A 19698-nucleotide genomic window follows, 5' to 3' on the forward strand; every position below is an offset into this window, starting at 1 on the left:
TCGTGCTGAATGAAGAGCAAAATTCATTAGAAGAAAAAGGGGGCGAAAACAGAAACGAAAAAGAAACCCCTTTAAAGGGCATTCATTCTAAAATCCCCTCTTTGAAGCAGGCTTTGGAGCAGACGATTAATAAAATCAAAAGCTCTAAAGAGTTTTTTAAACAGATTTTACACAATAAAAAAAAGCTTTATATCGCGCTTGGAATATTGCTTTCACTCATCGCGCTCATTGTAATTTTGAGCTTGTTATTAGGGCATAAAAAAGAAAATAAACAAACTTCTTTACAAACTAATACCGCCACCACCAATAACGAAACGCCTAATAACACCAACAACGCTAACAACACACAAGCCGAGGGGCAAATAGAGAATTTAGACTTACCCGATTTAATCGGCAAGGATTCCCTCAAACGAAACGATGAAAATCAAGTGGATGCGATCATGAAAAAAGCGAGCCTTTTGTATGAGCAAGGGCAAAAAGATGAAGCTTTACACTTGTTTGACAAAGCCGCTTCTTTTTCGCAAGGGATTGCGAGCCATAATTTAGGGGTGATTAAGTTTAAAGAAAAGGATTTTAACGGGGCGTTGGATTTGTTTGATTCTAGCATCGCTTCTAAAGAAAACGCGAGCGTGAGCGCGATTGATGCGTTAGTGAGCGCTTATCATTTGCAAGATGAGGATTTGTATTATCATTATCTAAAAATTGTGAGAGATACTTTGTATAAAGACTATAAAAAGTCTTTTTATTCCTACGCTTACGCGCTCAAATCCTATTACGCTGGAGAGTATTTTGAAGCCCTTTCGCCTTTAATGCACCCTAATTCCAACGCCTTTTTAAAGCCTAACGCGCGCCTAGCGTCTAAATTGTTTTTGATGTTTAAAGATGAAACGAACGCTTACAAGCAATTACAAAAAAGCGCGAACGCCCAAGATGAGCTTGCTTTAGGGCTTTTGCAGGCGCGTTTGGGCCATTACAAGCAGGCTTTGGAGCATTTGCAGCATTATTTACACAACTACCCTAAAGATTTAAACGCTTTAATGGCTTTGGAATTGGTGAGTTTGAAAAAAGGCGACACCCTTAAAGCGAGCGAAGCCTTAAAATTAGCCAGCCACACCAAAGAAGATAGCGTGCTAGCCAACTCTTTTTACCCCATCAAGCCCACGATAAACCCTGTTTTTTTAGACAAAGAAAGAGCCAAAGAGCGTTTTTGGAACACGCAATATTTTGAGGGTAAAAGGGATTTTATCTACCGCTTGCTCTTTTATTACGCCCCTTTTAAAGTTTTAGACTCTAAAGAAACCTTAGGCGTGATTGAAGAGGGGCTGTTTCTTTTAGACTCAGATGCCAAAAAGGATTTAGAGGGGGCAAGCCTTGCTTTTAAAAGGGGGCGTTTGATGGCGATAGCGGATAAAAACGCGCTCAAAGGGTTGAAAGCGTTAGAAAACAAGCGCTTAAAAAAAGCCCTTTCTTTTTTTGATTTGTCTTTAAAAAACAGCCCCAATAACGCGCTCCTCCATTATAATACAGGCTTGATTTATGCGCAATTAGAAAATTACCACAAAGCCTATTTCCATTTTTTAAGGGCTTTCCATTTGAATTCTGCGGATTATTTGAGCGCGATTTTTGCAATTTTGGCCTCGCATTTCACCCACGAAGACACCACGGAGTTTTTAAGAGAAATCACAGAGAATTTTTATAGCCAGGATTTTTCTAGCCCCACGCAAAAAGCTTTACTCTCTTCGCTCATCGCTTATTTGAATTACCGCACCAATTGGGATATGGACTGGCTTAAAAACGCCCCTAAAAAGCTCCCTTTTTATTATGCGCTAGAAGCGGTGTTCGCTAAAGAGAGCAAGGATAAAAAATTGATGGTGCAATCTTTTGGGAATTTGAAAAAAATGCTCCCTAAAGATCTCATCTCTAACATCTTTTATGAAATCGTTTCGTATTATGATGCGAGCATCCGGCACACTTTAAGCATTTACACCCTTTTAGATTCGCGTAAAATCAGTTGGGATCAAACCATGCAAGGGCCAATTTTAGGGCGTCATTTCTACACTTACATGGGATTTATGGTCAATGATTTAGACCATCAAGAAAGATTATTGGAGCAAAAAATCGCCAGTTTAGAAGAGAAAGAAGCCCCTAACGATTGGTTAGAAAATTTAGCGCTAGTGAGTTTGTTTCAAGGCCAGTATGAAAAAGCGAGCGCGTTGTATCAAAATTTAATTAGCGGGCTTAAGGATAATGAAGTGCGCTTAAAAATCCTAGCGGGTTTAACTTATATCGTGCAAAGTAATTACAATAACGCCGCTTTATGGCTAGAGCTTGGGAAATTAGACGATCCAAATAATGAAAATATCCGTTACGCTTTAGGGTTGTTGTATCAAAGAAAAGGGGACTTGAAATCAGCGCTAAACCATTTTTTAGCCATTAAAACATCTGATTTTTCGTCGCCTTATTTTGATTTTGAAATTGATGCTAACCTTTTAAAAGAGCGTTTGAATCAAGAAGAAAAGGGCGAGTTTTTAGAATGATGGGTTTTGAAAAAAGCATTTTAGACCATTTAAACGGAGCGCAAAAAATCGCCGCAAGCCACATTCAAGGGCCTTTATTGATTTTAGCGGGAGCTGGGAGCGGTAAGACTAAGACTTTAACGAGCCGTTTAGCGTATTTGATTGGCGCTTGTGGCGTGCCTAGCGAAAACACTTTAACGCTCACTTTCACCAATAAAGCGAGTAAAGAAATGCAAGAAAGGGCTTTGAAATTGTTGAAAAATCAAGCCCTTATCCCCCCCTTGCTTTGCACTTTCCATCGTTTTGGTTTGCTGTTTTTAAGGCAACACATGAATCTTTTAAAAAGGGCGTGCGATTTTTCGGTGCTAGATAGCGATGAAGTGAAAACGCTCTGCAAACAGCTCAAAATTTCAAACTTCAGGGCGAGCATTTCTCAAATCAAAAACGGCATGATGGATTTGAGCATGCAAGATAGCGAATGTTATAAAGCGTATGAGCTTTATCAAAACGCGCTCAAAAAAGACAATTTAGTGGATTTTGACGATTTGCTTTGTTTAAGCCTTAAGATTTTACAAGATAATGAAAAGCTCGCCAAAGAGACTAGCGAACGCTACCATTACATCATGGTAGATGAGTATCAAGACACGAATGCCCTGCAACTAGAATTTTTAAAACAATTGAGTTGCGCGCATCATAATTTGTGCGTGGTGGGCGATGACGATCAGAGCATTTATGGTTTTAGGGGGGCGGATATTTCTAACATTTTAAATTTTTCCAAGCATTTTAAAGGGGCTAAAATAGTGAAATTAGAGACCAACTACCGCTCTAGCGCTGAAATCTTAGCGTGCGCTAATTCCCTCATCAGTCATAACCAACACCGCCACATTAAAACGCTTCAAAGTTTCAAAGGCTCGCATAAAAGCGTGGTTTGTAAGGAATATTTGACGCAAAAAGAAGAGAGTTTGGATGTGGCTTATCAAATCAAAGCCCTTTTAAAGAGAGGCGAAAATTTAGAAAATATCGCTATTTTGTACCGCTTAAACGGGCTTAGCCGCAGCATTGAAGAGAGCTTGAACGCTTTGAATATCCCCTATAGGCTTATTGGGGCGCTGAGTTTCTATGAAAGAGCCGAGGTTAAAGACGCTTTGGCGTTCATGCATGTAGTGGCGAAAAAAGACGATCGCTTTTTTATCAAGCGCGTTTTAAACAAACCCCCAAGAGGTCTTGGCAAGATCACTCAAGAATGGATTTTTTCTCTTTTAGATGATGAGAATTTGAATTTAGAAGAAGCGCTAAAACTTGGGGCGTTTAAAGACAAACTAAACCCTAAAAACGAATACGCTTTAAAGAAATTCACCGTTATGATAGGGCGTTTGAGGGAGGCTTTTGAAATTTCAGTGGAGGAGTTTTGCGAGCGGTTTTTAGAAGAGACTAACCTTTTAAAAAGCTATGAAAAAGAAGACAATTACGAAGAAAGAGAGGGCTTTGTCAAAGAGCTTTTAACCTTATTGAAAGAGCATTTTAAAACTAACCCCACGCATTCTTTGCTGGATTTTTTGAATGAAAGCGTGTTGGATGTCCATAATACAGAAAATGTGCAAAAAGTGAGTTGCATGAGCGTGCATATGAGTAAGGGGTTAGAGTTTAAGCATGTGTTTGTGATCGGGTTAGAAGAGGGGTTTTTCCCGCATAGGGGGTTCAATCAAGAAAGCGATTTAGAAGAAGAAAGGCGCTTGGCTTACGTGGCAATCACTAGGGCTAAAGAAGGATTGCAGCTCTCTTGTGTCAAAGAGCGTTCGTATTTTGGGAGGAAAATTTCTTGCTCGCCCTCGGTGTTTTTAGAAGAGGCTAAGCTGCTTAAAAGCGATCAAGCCCCTAAACAAAATCACCAAAAAAATACGCCCATTAAAGTGGGGGATTTGATTAGGCATAAGATTTTTGGCACTGGGAGGGTTTTAGGCGTAGAAAAAGGCTTGAGCGGTTTGTGCTTGAAAATCAATTGCGGAGGGAATGTCTATGATAAAATCTCAGAAAAATTTGTAGAAAAAGTGGATAACGGGTTTTGAAAATTTTAATCCTTTTTTTGATCTGTTTAAACGCGCTATTTGCTCTGGATTCAAACGCGCTTAAAACAGAAATTAAAGAAGCCTACCTTAAAGAATACAAAGACTTAAAATTAGAAATTGAAACAATTAATTTAGAAATCCCAGAGCGCTTTTCTCACGCTCCCATTTTAAGCTATGAATTGAGCGCTTCCAATAAGCTTAAAAAAGATGGGGTCGTGTTTTTAAGGTTAGAAAATGAGCCTAATTTACGCCTACCGGTGCGTTATAGCGTGGTAGGCAGCATGCAGGCTTTTAAAAGCATAGAGGCGATTAAGAAAGACGAGAACATCACCGCTAACAACACCCAAAAAGAGCGCGTTTTGTTTGGTGCGCTTTCTAACCCCTTATTAGAGGGCGCGATTGATAAAGTGAGCGCGAAACATTTTATCCCCCCTGACACGCTTTTAAGCGCAGATAAAACCCAAGCCTTAATCATCGTGCGTAAAAACGACATCATCACCGGGGTGTATGAAGAGGGGCAAATCAGCATAGAAATAAGCCTAAAAGCCCTAGAAAATGGCGCGCTTAATCAAATCATTCAAGCGAAAAATTTAGAAAGCAATAAAATACTCAAAGCAAAAGTGTTGAGCAGCTCTAAAGCGCAAATCTTATAAAGGACATTCATGAAATTAGTTTTAGGCATCAGTGGGGCGAGCGGGATACCCCTAGCCTTGCGGTTTTTAGAGAAATTACCTAAAGAAATTGAAGTTTTTGTCGTGGCGTCTAAAAACGCGCATGTCGTGGCGTTAGAAGAGTCTAACATCAACCTTAAAAACGCCATGAAAGACTTGCACCCTGGCGCGACTTTTTTCAACGAGCAAGACATCCATGCGAGCATCGCTTCAGGGAGTTATGGTATCCATAAAATGGCGATCATTCCAGCGAGCATGGACATGGTGGCTAAAATCGCGCATGGCTTTGGAGGGGATTTGATCTCTAGGAGCGCGTCTGTGATGCTTAAAGAAAAGCGCCCCTTACTCATTGCCCCTAGAGAAATGCCTTTAAGCGCTATCATGTTAGAAAATTTGCTCAAACTCGCTAGCTCTAATGCAATCATTGCGCCGCCGATGATGACTTATTACACCCAGAGCAAGACCTTAGAAGCGATGCAAGATTTTTTAGTGGGGAAGTGGTTTGACAGCTTAGGGATAGAAAATGACTTATACCCGCGATGGGGAATGAACTGATGCAAAAAATCGGCATTTACCCGGGCACTTTTGATCCGGTCACTAACGGGCATATAGACATTATCCACCGATCCAGCGAATTGTTTGAAAAGCTCATTGTCGCTGTGGCGCATTCAAGCGCTAAAAACCCCATGTTCAGTTTAAATGAGCGCTTAAAAATGATGCAACTGGCCACTAAAAGTTTTAAAAATGTAGAATGCGTGGCGTTTGAAGGGCTGTTAGCCAATCTGGCTAAAGAATACCATTGTAAGGTGTTGGTTAGGGGCTTAAGGGTGGTGAGCGATTTTGAATACGAATTGCAAATGGGCTATGCGAACAAATCTTTAAACCACGAACTAGAAACCTTGTATTTCATGCCCACTTTACAAAACGCGTTTATTAGCTCTTCTATCGTGAGATCCATTATCGCGCATAAGGGCGATGCGAGCCATTTAGTGCCTAAAGAAATTTATCCTTTGATTTCAAAGGCTTAAAATGTATGTGGTGTTAGAAGGCGTTGATGGCGCGGGCAAAAGCACTCAAGTAGAATTATTAAAAAACAGGTTTAAAAACGCCCTTTTTACCAAAGAGCCAGGGGGGACAAAAATAGGCGAAAGTTTAAGGCATATCGCTTTAAATGAAAACATCAGCGAATTGGCTAGAGCGTTTTTATTCTTAAGCGATAGGGCTGAGCATATAGAAAGCGTGATCAAACCGGCATTGAAAGAAAAAAAGCTCATCATTAGCGACAGGAGTTTGATTTCTGGCATGGCTTATAGCCAATTTTCAAGCTTGGAATTAAACCTGCTTGCCACTCAAAGCATTTTGCCTACAAAAATCATTCTTTTAGTGATAGATGAAGAGGGCTTAAAACAGCGCTTAAGCCTTAAAAGTTTAGACAAAATAGAAAACCAAGGCATAGAAAAATTACTTCATATCCAGCAAAAGATCAAAACCCACGCTTACGCGTTAAGAGAAAAATTCGGGTGCGAAGTTTTGGAATTAGACGCTCAAAAAAGCGCTAAAAACTTGCACGAAAAAATCACCGCTTTTATAAAATGCGTTGTTTAACTTGTTTGAAGCTTTCTTTTAAGCCTCTTTGCCCAAATTGCTTGAACGATTTGCCCTTAAATTTAAAAGTAAGGGTTTTAGAGGGCGTGAGCGTGTATAGTTTTTACGCTTATAGCGAAATAGAAGAACTCATTAAAAGCAAATACGCGCTGATTGGCTCTCGCATTTTGCCCTTGCTTTCTCAAAAAGCCGGCGCGGAGTTTGTGAGAATCCTGCAAGAACAAGGCTTGAATACCCCCCTTTATGGCATCGCCATTGATGATAAAATCAAATCCTTTTACTCGCATTCAGCCGCGCTTTTAAAAGGCTTTTGTCAAGGCAATTTAAAGCCCACTTATGGGACTTTAAGGGCTAATAATGCTGTTTCGTATGCCGGGAAAAGCTTAGAATTTCGTGCTAACAACCCACGGGATTTCACCTTCAAGGGCGATGAAAGTTTGGATTATTTCTTGCTAGATGATATTATCACCACCGGCACCACTTTAAAAGAAGCCCTAAAATACCTTAAAACCCTAAACACAAAAGTGCACTTTGCGATCGCGCTTTGCAGCGCGGATGAATGAGTTATAATTTTATTTTTTAAAAGGATAAAACCATGCAAGCTTTTCGGTTAGAAGATGATGTTGATGACTATGTTAAAAAAGAATGTAAGTTTTAAGCGTTCTCTAAGTTTTAAGTTAAACTCAATTAAAAATCATTTGGAAATTATAACACAAACTTTCTAAACAAAAGCTTAAAAAATAATTTCATTCCTTTAGCAAGCTACAAGTTCTTATGAAATGAGCTGGAAGTTCTTTGGCTCTAGCTGTAAGTTATCATGCGAGTTTCTAGTAAGTTTTAATGGTGTGTCATTTTAGTTTTTAATCGTATAGACAATTTAGTTCCTACCATTAGAGCAAACAAGTTCTTAATCTATTTTTCCTTAGTTCTTTATAAGTGTAGCCATAGGTTCTAACTTGTGGCTTTTAGTTTTTATCATGTAGCTATCTAGTTCTCTAACTTTTGCTTACAAGTTCGTATCAATGGGCTATAAGTTTTTTTTTGTTAGCTACTAAGCTCTTATTATTTAACTATCTAGTTCTTTCAATAAAAGCCTCTAAGTTTTTATAGCGTTGCTTACAAGCTCTTGGCTCTTAAATTTTTAGTAAGGGGGTTAAAGCTTTTGAATAAAATTTTTCTCTCTTACTAGATTAAAAAATTATCTCATCTATCAAAGCACTCTCTTTAAAAACTTTTTGAAAAAAGTTAGCAAAAACCCTTATTTTTTAAAAATCTAGCTCCAAGTCCCTTGAATACGAAGTTTTAACCTAATGTGTACGCACACATGGTGTTATCCTGCACCGTATTTTGCACCGTATTTTGATTTAGGTCTTTTTTCAATTCTTTGTGCTATGCTACAAAGAATTGAAAAATCGCTAGATTTAAAATCAAAAGTCTAGCTCTTAAATTAGCGTTAGCTTGAATAAAATTTGGGCGTTTTAAATGCCTTGTTAGTAAGGGAAAGAAGTTTAGCTTGAAAGTGTGCGAATTAGATAAAAATTTAGCAATGTTGTTAAGTCTTAAAGGGTTTGTATGCTAGATAGGGCTATATTAGATACTAAGCTAGATAGTCGCCCTATGGACTTATCTTTCTTAGATGATATTTTAAAGCATATGCAAAAGCCTAGATTTAGTGATAGCGATAAAGTAGATAAAAGATTACTCATTAAGTTCAATCAATTTAACCCTAACTCAAAGTTTATTAAATCTAATCTAGTTGGCACAAAAACAGCTAGTCCTGTGCTTATTAAAAACATAGGGCAAATGAAACGCTCCCACTTAGAAAATGCCCTAAATTATGCTTTAGAAAATAGCGAAACAGCTTACAATGAAATGTTTTTAGAATGCGATAAGCAATTCATCTTAGAGAGTTGGCTCAATGACTTTGATTTGACTAAAGATTATAACGAGACTATGCACTTAGTTTTTTCTATCAAAGATAAGCCAGATGAAGAGACAATGCAAGGGCTTTTACATTCTACTTGGGAGAGCTTAAAAATAAGATTGCCTGAATACAAGTTTGCCCTTGTGCCACACGCTCATCAAGACCATGCCCATATCCATTGTTTTATCAATAAGACTAATCAGCTCACACGAAGAAGACTGCGTTTTAAGGGGCATGAAGATTGTAAAGAATTTTTTAATGAATTAAGAAGTGAGTTTGCTTATAGGTTGAATGACTACTTATTGAGCGAAGAATGCTTGTATGTCAATGAGCCAAAACTTAAAGAGCTAGACAATATCAAACAACAATTACAAGACTTGGAAAAAGAAGAAAAAGCCTTAGAACAAATCAAATCCCCACAAGATGAGTGGGACTTAAACAAGGCTTTACAAAGCGAGTATTTACAAGAACTCAAAGATAAAAACAAAGCAAAAGCCCTAGACATTCAAAATAACCACAGCACCCCTTTAAAACAAAAGATTTCTGAATTTAAAATCGCTCTGTTTAATCACAAAGACACAAGCGATGATGAAAAAGAACAGCTAGATATTGACAGGATAGATAAGAGAAAACCAGTAAGCGAACACTTAAAAAACACTAACAAACACGAGCTATACGAACTCTTAGGCTTTTATCAAAAAGAATTAGATAAAAAACAAAACCATTCTGCTTTTAAGAATTTTGCTATTCTCAATGATTTAGACAAAAACTTTGAAAGAGAGACTAAGGGTTTTTCTGTGTTAAAGAAAAAAGAAATGCTTTTAAGCAAGTTAGAACGCCTAGACAAACGCCTTTTAGATAAAAACTCACACTTACTATTAGCCCAGCTAAGAAATGAAGTTAAAACCAAGCAAAACACCCAATACGACACTCTAACTAATCCTATTCTTTTAGCCAAAGCCTTAGAACTTCCTAAGGATAAACGCCCCACACTTAAAACTTTTAAAAACGCTTATTTTAATGCTAGAAAATATCAATTCATGCTAGGAAGCTTTAAAGCTAAACAAGATGACCCCACTTATAAGCTTAATGATAATACTTATGAGCTAGTGAGTAAGCAATTACAAGATTATCAAAACACTATGCTTTTATTAGCCAAAGAAAGATTGCTCTTTTTAGAACAAGACTTAAAAACAAAAGAAGAAGAGTTTAAAAGAGCTAAAGAGAGCTATTTCAAAGCCCTAGAGAGCCATAAAGAGACTTTTTCATTAAAAGAAAAGCAAGACTTTCTCAAACAAAACAAACAATTTTCTAAACTCTCTAAGGATATTGTCTATATCTGTAATGAAATCATAGGGGCTAATAGGTTCTTAACCCACTATGACATTTCGCAACTTCAAAAAGTCCTAGAACACGCTAAAGAGACTAATCTAGAGCAAAAGGAAATTCAAGCCATCACAAAAGAACCTAATAACGATGAGCCTTGGATTGAGTTTGGTAAAAAAGAGCAAGCTAGAGCTAAAGCACACTATCAAGCTATGCTAGAAAAAGAAAAAGCTAAAGAATTAGCTAAACAACAAGCTAACACCTTGCACTCTAATGAGCTTGATGATGACCCTAAAGCTCATGCTGGATTAAAACAAAATGACAACACAAACTTTAAAGGGCGTAATAGATAATGCTCTCAAGCGATGATTGCCTTTAATGTTCTTAATAAAGAATATACCCTTTGATTAAAGGGGTTTATTCTTGTTCTTTTCACAAATTAGCTTATTTAAACAGATATACAAATAAAGCACTCTAAAATGCCCCACAATCAAAATAAAGCCATAAGATAAGACAAACTATTAACCTAAAAACAAAAACGCTTTAAAACGCCTTGTAGAGCTTAAATTTTTCTTAAGCGGCGTGCTGAAAAATCCATAACCTTAAAGTTATCTTAAAAAATACAAAAAATAACATGCCTTTAAACTAACAAATCCTAGCCCCACGCATTCCAAACAAAAAACCTTTCTAATCCTAAATGCTAATGAGACAAACCGCTTACAACCTAACTTAAATAACACAAGCCTTGACTAACCATTCCCCCCACAACTAACATGTCATTGATAGGTAATTCTTATTTTTCTTTTATTTTGATTTTGTTCTTATTTTTACTAATAAAAGAAATTAAAAACTTTCCTTAAACTAAACCTAGTCACAACTAACCTTATGGCTCTTTCAGTCAGTTTGTCTCTTTTAATCAAAAGTTCTTTTTTTTGATTTTTCTTTTTTTCCTTTAGCAAGTTCCTAGTTGTCTAATTTAATCAAGTTTTTTAAAAAAAGAAATCCCCCTCATGACATGATATTTACTAATAACATGTTTACTCAATAGGTTAGGAAAGAAAGGTAAACCTTTCTTTCCCTTAATACAAATTATACTTATGCGGAACTTAAGTTCCGCTTTTATATCTAATACCCATAAACACGAACTTCTTAATCTTAAAAAGTGCTTAAAGCTAACTTTCAAGAGCTATTTAATAGTTGATAAATTCAATTTTTATATTTAGTAGGTAATGCAAATAACCATGTATTTGATTATTTGCTTTTTAAGGGGGCGGAATTTTGTTTTTATGTTTTAGTTAAAAGCGGAACTTTTTAAAAACTAAGATTTAAAGGCGGAACTTAATAACTCTAATGGATAATGCGGAATTGTTAAAAATACCGCTTTTAGAACCTAACAAACTAAAAAAACATAAAACTCTCATTCTTTAAGATTTATTTTTACATTTTAATAAGGGAGCAATATGCTAAATAACAAACTCACCAAATCTCAAAGAGAACTCTTTGATAATCTTAAAGCCTTTTTATACACTAAGGTTAAAAACTTCACGCCTATTCAAGATGTGAATGATATGGCTTTGATATTAAACACACAAGATAAAATCTTAAAATGCCACAATATAGAGCAATTAAAACAACTCTGTCATATTCTTTATAATCAAGGCATTAAACACACTATAATGATGCAAGGCTTGTTTTTATTCTTTAACTATTTTAAAGATAATCTCAAATTAAGAAGTTTTAGAATGCTTAGCGAAGAGCAAGTGATTAACTTTCTCTTTGAACTCGCTCAAAATAGAAAACCCAGCTCTATGGCTAAGTATGTGATGTATTTAAGACAATTCTTTGATTATTTGGATAGAAAAAGGCGTTATAGCTTTGATTTTACGCTTAAAAACCTAGCCTTTGCTAAAACCAAAGAAAGTCTGCCTAGACATTTAAACTACAAGGATTTAAAGGCATTCTTAAAAACACTCTTAGAGTTATAGTCTAGCCACAAGTTTTGAAAAGCGTAATAAGTGTATTCTACTTATTGTAATACTTGGTGGACTTAGAAAATGCGAAGTGTTAAACATAGAATTAAAACACATTCAAGTAGAAGAGCAAAACTACTCTATTTTAATTCAAGGTAAAGGTAGAAAAGAGAGAAAAGCTTATATTAAAAAGAGTTTGTTAGAACCAAGCTTGAATGCTTGGCTTAGTGATGAATATAGACTAAAATATTTTAATGGGGCATATCTTTTTAAAAAAGACAAACAAAAAGCACAAAATTCTTTAACGCTTTATAACTTTATCCCCTTAATCTTTAAACTAGCTCAAATCAAACACTATAAGCAATATGGCACAGGCTTACATCTATTTAGGCATAGTTTTGCAACACTCATTTATCAAGAAACCCAAGACTTAGTTTTAACTTCAAGGGCGTTAGGGCATAGCTCCTTACTCTCTACTAAGATTTATATTCATACCACACAAGAGCATAACAAGAAAGTGGCTCTTGTGTTTGATAGTTTGATAGAGAACAAGAAGTAAGGTGGTTAAAATTGATTAGGTAGTTTATTGTAATTAGTTTAAATAATCTTATTAAGATAAATAATCTAGCATTAGATAATTTTAATTAACTATTTAATGTTTTATTGCTAATTAAAAATGATTAGTTTTATAAGGGTTGTTAAAATCATTGAGATTTTATAGAGTTAGCTTAAATTACAAAATATTCTAAAAATAATGTAATTATTACTTGTTTTCATTCATTAAAAAAATACTTAACAAACAATACAAATAACTAAATTCTACTCAATACTGATAAAATAACTAAGCACTATCAAATACTTCCTTAATGATATTATTTATCGCCTACGCTTAGGTGTGGTGGTGTATTCATTGGAATTGTCTAAATTATCGGTATTGTCATCATAGGAGTTTGAATGCGTAGTTGTTTTAATTTGGTCTATTTTTTCTGTCAATATTTCATAAGCGTTTAGGGCAATATGGCTATATTCTTGTGTGGGCTTTACAATCTTTATTTGGGCGTTGTATTTTTCCTTATTTAGATCTTTTAGAGAATTTTGAAAAATCAGTAAGTCTTGTTTGGTTATCTTTTGATCGTTTAAGAGCTGATCAAACAAGCCATCATTATGATGTAAAGCCACTGATATATCAAAAATATCCCTTGTTTTATTGTCGGTCTTTCTAAAGGTAATCTTTTTAGCAATAATGTTTTCCAAACTTTCTATATAAATATCAAAAGCAAAAATCTTTTTAGAATTATCTATATACCCCTCATTACTAGCGTAATCTATTAGAATGTCTATTTTAATGTTGTCCTTATTGGTTACACCTATGTGATTGTGTTGATCTATATATCTAGTGCTGTCAAAATGACTGCAATCATCTATCCATAGCTTAGGGCTAAAAAATCCTAAGTATTGAGCGTCATTAACAAACAAATCAATATCAAAGCTTAATCTATGTTGGAAGTAATACATACTCAAAGCTGTGCCACCGCCAAACTTAATCATACTAGGCTTAAGCCCTAAATTTAAAGCACTCTTAATAATGGGGTAAAATTGCTCTAAGGCTTGAATTTGAGCTACAAAATTGTTTTTGATAAAACTAAGGCTTTTTTCATTGATAGGGATTGATAGAAAGGACATGCTTAATATTCTCCATAGGGACATGATAATCTTGTGAAAACCATTCTATCTCTTGCTTGGTTGCCTCTGTTTGAATGGTATCTATCACATATTTATCTATATCGCTTAAATTAGTCGTTTTTTTGTCCATAAAAAGCTTTATAAGGTATTCTAAACTCACATGCTTATTTTTATCCCCTATAGAATTATTTGCTGTAGCTAGTAACATAGGAGCAAATTCCATAATTCATCCCCCTTAAATTGATTTGTTCTAGTTTAGCAAATTTTGTGTTATTGTTAGTTTATTAAAGTTTTGTTTTTATGTTATACTAGAAATAGCAAGTTAGCTAAAAAACATTTTAGCTATAAAAGTCTTTAGTGAGTATATTTAGAGACTTTCTTGCCATAACTTAGTGATGCCATATTTGACTATTGATAATGATTTGGCTATAATACGCCTACATTCAAGGGCTAACGGAAGCCCAATCTTTTAAGACTGCTTAATTTTTCCAAATCTTTATTTCCAATGCTTTTGATTAAATCATCCAAGAATAAGGCGATTTTATTAGGCTCTATACTTGTATTTATCTTATCATCACCCCTTAACCCACTAAAGCAAGTCGTAATGCATGGGCGGTTATTTGGCTTGATTTTTAGTAGGTTTTCCCAATGATATGCACGATTTCTAATTGTCCATAGCAAATTCAAAGCGATATGAACCTTAACATAGTTATAGAGACCTTGTTTTTTACCCCTAATAAGCAAAACATCTCTATTGTCTTTATAGTATTTTTTAAAACTCCATTGTTGTAGGTCTAGCACTGAGCTTTCTAGCTTATAAAAAAAGATAAGCTTAATTACAGCTCCTAAAGACATTTTAGACAAGACTAAAGAATGCGAGATTTCTTTTTTCTTTTCTTTTAGCTCGTTAATTAAGGGGATTAAAGAATTTTCATCAAGCACCCATTCACTCCCCTTATTTTGAGTGAGGCAATAATCTAGTGCATTGCGTAAATAAATCTCTAAATTAGAGATTTTAGGCGTAATCAAAGGAATGAGTTTTAAATTTTCTTTGTATTGCTCCAAGCTATCATAAGTATCTAATCTGTCTTTGGATAGAATGAGCGTAATATTGTTTTTGAAATTTTGTAAATCTCATAGTGTCTCTTAAATGGATTATTAGATAGATTATAACACAAACAAACATGAGCTATAAGAGATTATTATTTGTTAAGAATATATTTAATCAATAATTCAAATAATCAAAACTAACTTAATACTGATAAAATAACTAAATACTTGATTATTATTGATATATTTTTAAAACTTTATGTTATAATGATGAGTGAGATTATTAAGTTTCAATCAAAAGGAATAAAAATGATTAGATTAAAAGGTTTGAATAAGATTTTAAGGATAGGGTTATTAGCTGGAGCGTTGCTAGGTGTTACCACTCCCTTAATGGCGAAACCTTTATTCACGGATACCGACTTAATTGACTATCTCAGCAAATCTAAAAGCAATATTAAAAAAGAATACGCCATTGATTGTAACTCTCAAATTGATGGTTCTAAATATTTGAATAATGGTTGGAATTTATCAAAAAATCTTCCACAAGAATGGAAAACTGCCTTTCTTTCTTGTGTTAATAAAAAACAGCTATCTAAAAAAGAACAAGAATTACAGAAAATAGTAGATGAAAGAAATGAGCAAATTAAAAAAGATGAAGAGTGGCTAGTTGCTTGTAGAAACTATGTTAGAGAAAGCCGTAAAAAAGCGGAAAGTAATTTTCTTAAAAAAAAATCGTTGTAGCAAAAGCGAAGATGGTAAAATATCGTGTTATAGCAATGCTTTTTATAGTGCCTATGGAGACACAAAACCTAAATGGTGGACTTATAGTGGCTCACACTTTGAAGAAAAATTTGAAAACGAACAAAATCAAGCTGACAATGAATGCCTTTCAAAAGCTGCAAGTCTTGCTATAATGCACCCTAAATTAGAAATAAAAAAGGCTGTTAGACAGCCTTAATTTTCAATCAGAAGTAATCTCTAGAAAACCAAATTTGTTTGTCTTGACTTTACCTAAAATTTGCTCTCTTGTTTGGTATTGCGTTGATTTTGTTCCTTTTAAGTTTGTGCCAAACCCATAGTCTGTTTGATACATGTCCGCTATAATCTCGCTTTGCATTGCCATAGTTTGATTTAAAAAGAGCATTTGATTAGTAATCTCTTTAAGATATTTCACAGTGAGTAATTTAATCCTTTGATTAAAATTTGCGTAGGCTTGGCTTTGAGCGTCTTTATTAGGGGCTTTACTTAAATCTTGCGTGAGTGTTTGGATTTCTTGCTCTAAGTCGTTATCTAGGCGAGTTTTTTCTAGGGCTAATGGTGTGCAAGTGCCATTTTCTTTGTTTTCCTTACAATATTTTATTCCTTGTTTATTGTGATTTGCACTTGGATTAGTTACGCCTAAATCTTGCTGAATATCGGCTAGTCTGTGTTTTAGATAATCTGCTCTTGCTTGAATTTCTTGTTGTTTTTTTATCCTTTCTGTTAATTTCATTGCATCTTGTTGAAACATTTTCATTTTATATACTTGATAATTACCATTTAGAATATCCAAACTAGCTTCTGCTGATAGTTGGTTATACCTTGCTTGATTTTCATCTTTGATTAGCTCTTCACACAAAATCAATCCCATATCCCTGCCACTTAATTGCCCCACAAGAGATTGCATGTTTTCATAGCCACTGCTACTTAGGGCTTGGATTAAATTTTGCATATCTCTCATGCGAGTGGTTTGTTCTCCTGTTTTTGTAATAGCATTGTTAAGATTGCTTAAATTGACAATTTTTTTATTAGTCAATTTGTTAAAATTGAAAAAAGGGCATTGTTGCTGTAAGTATTTGTTTCTTAACAAATTTTGTGCGTTCCAATTTTCTATGTTTTGCTTTAAATTCTCATAGTTGTATCTAATGCTCTCTATTTGATACTGAGCGTTTTGTATCACTTGCATGGGATTGGCTAAAGTAATGGCACTACCACTAATCAAAGAATTAGTTGTATTTATCATGTTATTGACTTTTTGCAACTGATTGATTTGGGCTTGAGCTTTAGAGATAATCTCTTCATACTTTTTAATGCTATCTACCATTTTACCTATCACAGTGGCTTGACCAGCATGGAGTTCTGGGTCATTGACAATCAAGGGGGTTTCCCCCTCTGCAAACACGCTTTTACAACATAAAAGCATGCTAAAAACTAATTTCTTCATTGTTAAACCCTTCATCTATTATTATCAAATCCATTTTTAACACTTGCTACAAAGTGTTTCACCCCCGCTTTAACACTCCTGTGATTTGCCATAGCATTTGCCCCTCCACTTAGTCCAGCAAGTCCAAGAGCTTTAGCTCCAGCTTGAAGTCCTGCTAGTCCGCCCCCAGCACTCTGATAGGCTTGCTTAACTTGATTAGCAACCATAACTGCACTACCCCCAAATACAGCTCCGCTTATTGTCATGCCAATTTTTTGCATCATTTCTGTTACTGCCCCCACGCCTCCACTTGTGCCAAAGATATTATTGATAAAATCAGGCACTCGTTTGATGAGAAAGAAACAAATCACAGAGCCTAAAATTAAGATAATAAAAAATCCTAACACGCTAGTATAAGCTCCCATAGCATTTTGAAAATTATTGATTGCTTGACTTGAGCCATTTTCTATCATTTGGTCAATTATATGTCCTTTGTTGTAAAACCCATTGATTATTTCTGCTTTGGTAGGAATTTTTAAAGTAATGCTTTCTATTATTGAAAAATTTAAAAAGGCTACTACCATAATACAAGGTTGGTAAAAAGTAAGGGAAATGAGTTTTTTAAGGTAGCTAAATAACATGCCTTTAGTTTGGGGGAATAGTGCTAGTGGTAAAACTGCAAAGCCCAATGATAGCCATGTAAGAGTTTCAACAAGAGTGATTAAAACAATGATTAAAATTAGTCCAATTAAAAGAATTTGAGCTAGGACTAACAAAAGAAAAATGATTAGCATAGGAAACATAGTAAAAAATGTCTTCCAGCCTAAATCGCTAAATACTTCTCTGTATAATTGTATTATGGAATAGTAGGACTTATCTATCAATGAGCCTAAAGTTAAATTATTATTGCCTATTTGCAATGAAGACATGCTGTTTGTGATAATCTCAGTGAGTTTATTAGAAGGGTAAAAAATGGTGTCTTTAAGCATATTCATGTAAGTTGTTGGATTATCCATTGCCCAATTGATAAACCCCACAAACACGATAAATACAACCACGCCCATAGCGGTTTTAAACTGAAATATATCGCCCTCTTTCACTCGCCTATAAGCCCATACCATAAATAAAATTACCAAAACAGCATTAATTATCATTTGAGCTTTTAAAGCTTCTGCTGTTTGAGTTGCTATGCTGTAAAATATTTTTTTTGTTGGGTCGCTAAATAGCGATAAAATCGTTTCATAAATACTTAGATTATTGCCTTGCATTATCTCCCCCTCCCCTTAGTATAACTCTGTGCTTGTAAGTTTTCTTTAGCGTTTTCTAAAATGCCTTTAAGCCTTTCATTAAAGGGCTTAATGCTATCAATTTGTTCTAATTTATCCATGATATTTTCCTTTTCTTGTGTTGAAGTGTAGTTGTCTTTTAATTTTTCTAAAGAGCTTTCTAAAAACTCCGCCATAGTGTCAATGTTAATCGCCTTATTTTCTATAATGTGTGCTAATTTCAAATCATCGTTACAATCCTTAGAAAAAGGCTTGTAAATAGTAGGGAATTGCTGTGTAAGAGCGTATAAAATGCCCTCGCATTTTTCTCTATATTCTTTACCCTTAATATCATTATCAAAGGCTAAGATAATGTTAAAACTCTCTTGTGGCTTGTTAATAGGCTTAGGTTTTCTGTATTCTCTTGTTTTTTCCACTCTTTTATTATAAATGGGGGTATGCTTTTCTCTTTGATAGTTTTTAATAATGTCTGTATAGGTTTCTACTACTACGCTCTTAAAATCATCATTAGCTCTGCCTTGTCTCACTAACTCTTGCCATTGTGATTCTTCTCTTAGATAATTGTTATATGCCCCTTGTTGTCTATTGTGTAATTGATTAAAAAAGCTTTTAAAAAAGAGTTCTAATTTTTGTTTGTTAAATTGCCCAGCGGTGCTAATTAAAACGCTTTCTTTGGGGTCTAAATCTTGTAGTTCTAAATAGGCTAAATTGTCAAAGATATTTTCAGCAACAATGACATTTTTAACTAAGCTTAAGTCATTAGGGTATAAGACTTCTATGCCCTTATTCCCTTGTGTGATAGATTTTAAGGGTTTGTCTCTTATGTTGCCCTCTTTATCTGTAGTTAATGGGGTATTTAAGCGTTTGTTAATGCCATATTGATGAATGGGTATGACATTAAGTCTTTTATCTTCAAAAGCTAAGTAAGTCGCTAAGATTAGATTGTTAAAGCTATCAGTCTTTAAATGCTCTTTATAAGGCTCTAATAGCTTTGTATCAATGCCACGCTTTTTAATGAGTGTAGCGTTTTGTAAATCATAGGGTTTAAGGTTTTTAAACTCATTGATGATTTTTTGAATTTCTTCGTTATTTTCGCTAGAGTTATCCCTTGCTTGTAGAGTATCTTTTTTATTGCGATAGCCTTCTAACTTCCCAGCGAGTAAGTCTTCAACGCTGATATTTCTATCCTTACAAAAAGTAATGATATTACCGACCTTATCGGTATGAGTTTCTTTGTAGGTGTAACTAATTGAGCCATCTTTATTTTGATTTTTAAAGATGACTAAACTTCCCTCTTCGTTTTCATGCTTTAAGCAAGGGTTATTCTTGCTATGCTTATTTTTGTTGATAACATAGCCATTATCTAATAAAATCTCATGTAAGGGTAAGGAAGTGAGATTAGGAATGTAAGCCATAATG

At 34.8% G+C, this 19698-nt stretch carries 15 protein-coding genes and 1 pseudogene; 10 read left to right on the plus strand and 6 right to left on the minus strand.

The window, feature by feature from the left end:
• Window positions 1–2: 2 nt before the first annotated feature.
• The 9 genes and pseudogenes from EAL49_RS04810 to EAL49_RS04850 all read left to right on the plus strand — a co-directional run bounded on the left by EAL49_RS04810 (window position 3) and on the right by EAL49_RS04850 (window position 12637).
• Window positions 3–2537: a tetratricopeptide repeat protein gene (locus EAL49_RS04810; protein WP_120829306.1), complete on the plus strand. Its 2535-nt coding sequence runs from the start codon at window positions 3–5 to the stop codon at window positions 2535–2537.
• Window positions 2537–4582 (plus strand): DNA helicase UvrD, encoded by a 2046-nt coding sequence (gene uvrD / locus EAL49_RS04815; RefSeq protein ID WP_205586096.1) that lies wholly within the window; start codon window positions 2537–2539, stop codon window positions 4580–4582. Before EAL49_RS04810 ends, uvrD begins: the two co-directional genes overlap by 1 nt.
• Window positions 4579–5235, plus strand: coding sequence for a flagellar basal body P-ring formation chaperone FlgA (gene flgA / locus EAL49_RS04820; RefSeq protein WP_120829310.1), 657 nt, complete (start codon window positions 4579–4581; stop codon window positions 5233–5235). Before uvrD ends, flgA begins: the two co-directional genes overlap by 4 nt.
• Before the next feature lie 9 nt (window positions 5236–5244).
• Complete coding sequence (locus EAL49_RS04825) at window positions 5245–5808, plus strand: UbiX family flavin prenyltransferase (protein WP_120829339.1); 564 nt, start codon at window positions 5245–5247, stop codon at window positions 5806–5808.
• On the plus strand, window positions 5808–6281 hold the full coding sequence (coaD, locus tag EAL49_RS04830) for a pantetheine-phosphate adenylyltransferase (protein ID WP_033587874.1): 474 nt from the start codon (window positions 5808–5810) through the stop codon (window positions 6279–6281). Before EAL49_RS04825 ends, coaD begins: the two co-directional genes overlap by 1 nt.
• Window position 6282: 1 nt before the next feature.
• Window positions 6283–6858: a dTMP kinase gene (tmk, locus tag EAL49_RS04835; protein ID WP_120829340.1), complete on the plus strand. Its 576-nt coding sequence runs from the start codon at window positions 6283–6285 to the stop codon at window positions 6856–6858.
• Window positions 6846–7421, plus strand: coding sequence for a ComF family protein (locus tag EAL49_RS04840; protein WP_120829341.1), 576 nt, complete (start codon window positions 6846–6848; stop codon window positions 7419–7421). Before tmk ends, EAL49_RS04840 begins: the two co-directional genes overlap by 13 nt.
• 1009 nt (window positions 7422–8430) lie before the next feature.
• On the plus strand, window positions 8431–10461 hold the full coding sequence (locus EAL49_RS04845; RefSeq protein ID WP_120829342.1) for a relaxase/mobilization nuclease domain-containing protein: 2031 nt from the start codon (window positions 8431–8433) through the stop codon (window positions 10459–10461).
• A gap of 1107 nt (window positions 10462–11568) precedes the next feature.
• Window positions 11569–12637 (plus strand): annotated as a pseudogene (locus tag EAL49_RS04850) (tyrosine-type recombinase/integrase).
• 317 nt (window positions 12638–12954) lie between these two features.
• Here EAL49_RS04850 and EAL49_RS04855 read toward each other — a convergent pair.
• The 3 genes from EAL49_RS04855 to EAL49_RS04865 all read right to left on the minus strand — a co-directional run bounded on the left by EAL49_RS04855 (window position 12955) and on the right by EAL49_RS04865 (window position 14871).
• Window positions 12955–13761 (minus strand): nucleotidyl transferase AbiEii/AbiGii toxin family protein, encoded by an 807-nt coding sequence (locus EAL49_RS04855; RefSeq protein ID WP_120829343.1) that lies wholly within the window; start codon window positions 13759–13761, stop codon window positions 12955–12957.
• Entirely contained in the window at window positions 13733–13984 is a 252-nt protein-coding gene (locus EAL49_RS04860) for a hypothetical protein (RefSeq protein ID WP_000393575.1), read from the minus strand. Before EAL49_RS04860 ends, EAL49_RS04855 begins: the two co-directional genes overlap by 29 nt.
• A gap of 227 nt (window positions 13985–14211) precedes the next feature.
• The gene (locus EAL49_RS04865; protein WP_120829344.1) at window positions 14212–14871 is read right to left on the minus strand and encodes a CAAX protease; all 660 of its coding nucleotides are present in this window, start codon (window positions 14869–14871) and stop codon (window positions 14212–14214) included.
• 249 nt (window positions 14872–15120) lie between these two features.
• Between EAL49_RS04865 and EAL49_RS04870 the strand changes: the two genes are divergently transcribed.
• Window positions 15121–15552, plus strand: coding sequence for a hypothetical protein (locus EAL49_RS04870; RefSeq protein ID WP_240461649.1), 432 nt, complete (start codon window positions 15121–15123; stop codon window positions 15550–15552).
• A gap of 220 nt (window positions 15553–15772) precedes the next feature.
• Here the strand turns inward: EAL49_RS04870 and EAL49_RS04875 are convergent, their stop codons facing one another.
• Genes EAL49_RS04875 through EAL49_RS04885 form a run of 3 tightly spaced genes read right to left on the minus strand, consistent with a single transcriptional unit; the run spans window position 15773 to window position 19694 of the window.
• Window positions 15773–17014 carry a hypothetical protein gene (locus EAL49_RS04875; RefSeq protein ID WP_120829345.1) on the minus strand — a complete coding sequence of 414 codons (1242 nt, stop codon included), beginning with the start codon at window positions 17012–17014 and terminating at the stop codon, window positions 15773–15775.
• Between the two features lie 11 nt (window positions 17015–17025).
• Window positions 17026–18261, minus strand: coding sequence for a type IV secretion system protein (locus EAL49_RS04880; protein WP_120829346.1), 1236 nt, complete (start codon window positions 18259–18261; stop codon window positions 17026–17028).
• The gene (locus EAL49_RS04885) at window positions 18261–19694 is read right to left on the minus strand and encodes a toprim domain-containing protein (RefSeq protein ID WP_120829347.1); all 1434 of its coding nucleotides are present in this window, start codon (window positions 19692–19694) and stop codon (window positions 18261–18263) included. The genes EAL49_RS04880 and EAL49_RS04885 overlap by 1 nt, the downstream gene beginning before the upstream one ends.
• Between the last annotated feature and the right edge of the window lie 4 nt (window positions 19695–19698).

The organism is Helicobacter pylori, assembly GCF_003637665.1.
Lineage (GTDB): Bacteria > Campylobacterota > Campylobacteria > Campylobacterales > Helicobacteraceae > Helicobacter > Helicobacter pylori_CK.

What these genes read in the sequence shown, in the direction of transcription:
- uvrD (WP_205586096.1), top strand. Translation starts at nt 2,537, where the DNA reads ATGGGTTTTGAAAAAAGCATTTTAGACCATTTAAACGGAGCGCAAAAA.
- EAL49_RS04825 (WP_120829339.1), top strand. Translation starts at nt 5,245, where the DNA reads ATGAAATTAGTTTTAGGCATCAGTGGGGCGAGCGGGATACCCCTAGCC.
- coaD (WP_033587874.1), top strand. Translation starts at nt 5,808, where the DNA reads ATGCAAAAAATCGGCATTTACCCGGGCACTTTTGATCCGGTCACTAAC.
- tmk (WP_120829340.1), top strand. Translation starts at nt 6,283, where the DNA reads ATGTATGTGGTGTTAGAAGGCGTTGATGGCGCGGGCAAAAGCACTCAA.
- EAL49_RS04840 (WP_120829341.1), top strand. Translation starts at nt 6,846, where the DNA reads ATGCGTTGTTTAACTTGTTTGAAGCTTTCTTTTAAGCCTCTTTGCCCA.
- EAL49_RS04845 (WP_120829342.1), top strand. Translation starts at nt 8,431, where the DNA reads ATGCTAGATAGGGCTATATTAGATACTAAGCTAGATAGTCGCCCTATG.
- EAL49_RS04855 (WP_120829343.1), bottom strand. Translation starts at nt 13,761, where the DNA reads ATGTCCTTTCTATCAATCCCTATCAATGAAAAAAGCCTTAGTTTTATC.
- EAL49_RS04860 (WP_000393575.1), bottom strand. Translation starts at nt 13,984, where the DNA reads ATGGAATTTGCTCCTATGTTACTAGCTACAGCAAATAATTCTATAGGG.
- EAL49_RS04870 (WP_240461649.1), top strand. Translation starts at nt 15,121, where the DNA reads ATGATTAGATTAAAAGGTTTGAATAAGATTTTAAGGATAGGGTTATTA.
- EAL49_RS04875 (WP_120829345.1), bottom strand. Translation starts at nt 17,014, where the DNA reads ATGAAGAAATTAGTTTTTAGCATGCTTTTATGTTGTAAAAGCGTGTTT.
- EAL49_RS04880 (WP_120829346.1), bottom strand. Translation starts at nt 18,261, where the DNA reads ATGCAAGGCAATAATCTAAGTATTTATGAAACGATTTTATCGCTATTT.
- EAL49_RS04885 (WP_120829347.1), bottom strand. Translation starts at nt 19,694, where the DNA reads ATGGCTTACATTCCTAATCTCACTTCCTTACCCTTACATGAGATTTTA.